Source organism: Stenotrophomonas capsici, from assembly GCF_034961085.1.
In the GTDB taxonomy this organism is placed as follows: domain Bacteria; phylum Pseudomonadota; class Gammaproteobacteria; order Xanthomonadales; family Xanthomonadaceae; genus Stenotrophomonas; species Stenotrophomonas capsici.
On record NZ_JAYFUH010000150.1, the window covers coordinates 1 to 3,651 of the forward strand.

At 70.7% G+C, this 3,651-nt stretch carries 2 protein-coding genes; both read right to left on the bottom strand.

Annotated elements, in window-relative coordinates; all coding sequences use genetic code 11:
• Positions 1-3,313 (bottom strand): translocation/assembly module TamB domain-containing protein (locus tag VA603_RS10415; protein WP_323438774.1); only part of this gene is annotated, 3,313 nt, incomplete at its 3' end.
• A gap of 77 nt (positions 3,314-3,390) precedes the next feature.
• Positions 3,391-3,651, bottom strand: a 261-nt coding sequence (locus VA603_RS10420) for a BamA/TamA family outer membrane protein (protein ID WP_323438773.1), incomplete at its 5' end; no start/stop codon positions are given.

A 3,651-nucleotide genomic window follows, 5' to 3' on the forward strand; every position in this document is an offset into this window, starting at 1 on the left:
TGTTGATGCGCGGGTCCGAGACGATGCCGTAGTTCCACAGCAGCGTGCCGTCGGTGATGGTCAGGTCCTGGCCGTAGGCCTTGTAGCGACCGCTCACTTCCAGCCCGCCGTTGGCGGTCATCTCGCGGCCCGGGCGCGCGCGCACCTGCATGCGTCCGGTCAGCGCGCCCTTGAGGCCGAAGCCGTTCATCCGGACCTTGTCGCCGAGGCTGACGGTCAGGTCCATGTCCAGCGGCGAGGACGGCGCTTCCTCCGGGTCCACCGGGTCCAGCACCACGATGTCCTCCGACACCGAGGTGCCGCGGTCCAGGCGCTCCAGGTCCAGGTCGGCCTCCGGCACGTGCACGCTGCCCCGCAGTTCCATCGCGGTGCCGGCCAGGGTGAAGTTCAGGTCCGGGTTGGCCACCACGCGCATCTCGCTGGTGTTGGCGAGCAGCACGTTGTCACCGTGGATATGCAGCTGCAACGGCTGGGCATCGCCGAACCACGACAGCCCGCCGTCGATCTTCAGCGCGCCTTCGCCGCCGGTCTTGGCCGAGGCGCTGATGCGCGCCGAGCCATCGGGCTGCGCGGTGAAGTTGCCCACGCCTTCGCTCAGGGTCAGGCCGAGCGCGGGGAACTCGCCGGTGAAATCGCTCAGCTTGGCCTCACCGCCCAGCGTGGGCTGCGAGCGCGTGCCGCGCAGGCTCACGTGGCCTTCGACCAGGCCCTTGGGCCGCACCAGGTCCGGCGAGAACAGCTCCATCCAGTACAGCCGCGACATGTTCAGGTACAGCTCGCCGTTGAGCGCGGCGTTCGGCTCCCAGCCGGTCTGCACCTTGGCGTCGATGAAGCCATCGCCCTGGAAGCCGACACCGAGGTGGCCCTTGATGCTGTTGGGCTGCATGTCCACGTTGATCGAGAAGTGGTCGTAGCGCACCAGTTCACCGCGGGCGTTGTCGCCCAGGCGGATGCCACCCTCGGCCGAGGCCACCTTGAAGCTGCCTTCCCAGGCATTGCCACGCGGGCGGATGTTGCCGTCCAGGGTGATGTCGCCACGCAGATGGATGCGACGGCCCGAGTTCGGCGGCAGCCACGGCTGCACCAACGCCAGCGGCAGTGCATCACCGCGCAGCAGCAGGCCCTCGCGCGGCCAGTTGGCGGCCACGCACAACGCGCCACCGGTGTCCGAGCCCAGGCAGGCATCGCCCAGGGTGAAGGCGCTGCCCTGCACGCTGAACGCCGCGGGCTGGCGCAGCTGCCACGGTGCGCCCTTGATCGGCGCGATCCGCAATGCCCCCAGTTCGCCACGCCACGCCTGACCGGCCTGGCGCACGCTGCCACTGAGTGCGAGCGCGCCCAGGTCGTTGCGCGTCTCCGCGTCCAGCCGCAGGTTCTGCAGGCTGCCGCGTGCGTCCACGCGCACGTGGTCGAGCAGCATGCCCACCTCCAGCGCGCTGCCCTGCACCTGCAGGTTGCCGTTGTCGCCGGCCCACGGCAGGCGGCCGTTGATGCTGACCTGGCCGGCCTTCCAGTCGTCCCATTGCAGGCTGCTGCCCTGCAGGTTGGCGGTGATGTCCGGCTGGCTGGGCGTGCCGCGCAGCTGCACGGTGCCGGCCAGGCTGCCGCTGCCGCCGGGCAGCAGGTCGGACAGGTGCAGCGGCTCCAGCCGTGCATCCACGTCGATGCGGTCGCCGACCTTGCCCTTGGCCTCGATGCGGCTCTCGCCCAGCACCAGCCGCACGTCACCCTCGCCCTGCGTCCCCTGCACGGCCAGCTTGGCGCGTGCGTCGACGCTGCGGCCACGCAGCCGGCCGCTGATCTTTGGCGCATCCAGCGTGGCCTCGAAACGCAGGTCCTCGGTGCCGGCCGGCGGCGGCAACTGCTTGCCGCGGGACGCCAGCGTGCCGGACAGGTCGCCGTCCCAGCCCGGTGCGAAATAACCCGGGTCGAAGTTGGCCAGCCGCGCGTCCACGTCCCACGCCAATGCGGGGGCCCAGGCGGCCGAACCGGCCAGCTCCAGCGCGCCGCCCGGCGTGGTCGCCTTCAGGTGTTCGATCTGCGCCTGCTGGTCATTGCCGCGCACGTCGAAATCCAGGCTGGCGTCCTGCTGGTCGCGGGCCACGTCGGCCTTGCCGATCGCCGCCCATTGCTTGAGGTTGCCGGCCACGCCCAGCCGCGCTTCCTTCAGGTGCATCGGCACCGGCGTGCTGTCCGGTGCGGTCGGGTCCGGCGCGGGCGTCCAGGTCAACTGGTTGGCCACCACCGCGAAGCGGAAGCCGGGGTTCTGCGCATCGGTGAAATCGGCCTTGCCCTGCAGGCGCACGGTGCCGCCGAAGGCCTCGGCCACCAGCGGCGCGACGGTCAGCACCTGGTTGTCGATGCTGACATTGGACGGCGCCAGCACCAGCTCCTGTTCGCCCTGGCGCACGCGCCCCTGCAGCTGCGCGTTGCCGCCACGGCCCCGGGCGGTGAAGTCCAGCGCCAGCGGTGCGGGCGCTTCGGCCATGAACTGCGCGGGCACCAGTTGGCCCAGGTCCAGCTCCTCGCTGCGCGCGGCCAGCTTCCAGACCGGGTCGTTGCGGCCATCCAGCACCAGGCTGGCGTGCAACGGCTTGGGCGCGTAACCGGCCAGCGCCACTTCCATGTGCGCCAGGTCGCCGCGTGCCACCAGCCCCAGCCGCGCCGCGGCCTGGCCCGGTCGCGGCGGCATCAATGCACGCACGGTCAGGTCGGTCCGGTAGTCCTTGCGCGGCAGGTAATGGCCGTCGATGCGGAAGTCACCCAGGTTGCTGTTGACCTTGAGCTGGGTGGCGGTGAATTCGCCATCGGCCGCCTCGATGCCCCCGCGGACGCGGGTGATGTCGATGATCGGTTCCTGCAGCTGGGTGATGCGCAGGCCATCGACCACGATGGTGTCCGCCTGCAGCGCGAGCGGCAGCTCGATGGCCGGCAGCACGTCCGGCCAGCGCGGCAGTTCGAATGGCTTGTCCTCCGACGGGCCCAGCTCCAGGTGCGCGTCGCGGATGCGCAGTGCGTCCAGGCGCAGCTTGCGGCCCAGCAGCGGACGGATGTCCGGGTCCAGGTAGGCTTCGGCGGCGCTGAAATGCAGGTCGTCGTAGCGGAAATCCAGGTCGTGCAGGATCAGCGGGCCGGCCAGCGGGCCCTCGGCCTTGCTCCAGGTCAGCGACGAGCCGGCAGGCAGGCGTGCCACCACCTGCGCCAGCAGCACTTCGCGGCCGGCCACGGTCTGCAGCAGCCAGTACAGGCCGAACAACCCCAGCAGCACCAGCACGGTGAGGGTGATGCCGCTGCGCACGGCCAGCGTGCGCATGCGCGCCCTGCGCCGCGCCCGCAGCTCGGCGATGCGCGCCTCGCGCTCTTCCGGGCTCACCTCTTCCGGACGCCGGCTCACAGGTCCGCTCCGATGTTGAGGTACAGCTGGAACTGCGAGTCAGGGCTGTTCAGGCCGTGCGCGATGTCGATGCGCACCGGGCCCACCGGTGATTTCCAGCGCACGCCCAGGCCCACGCCGGTATGCAGGTCGATGGTGTTGTCGAAGGCGCTGCCGGTATCGACGAACACCGCCGCGCCCCACGGGCCGCCGCCGAAGTAATGCTCGTACTCGGCCGAACCGACCACCAGGTTCTTGGCACCCAGGGCGAACTTGTC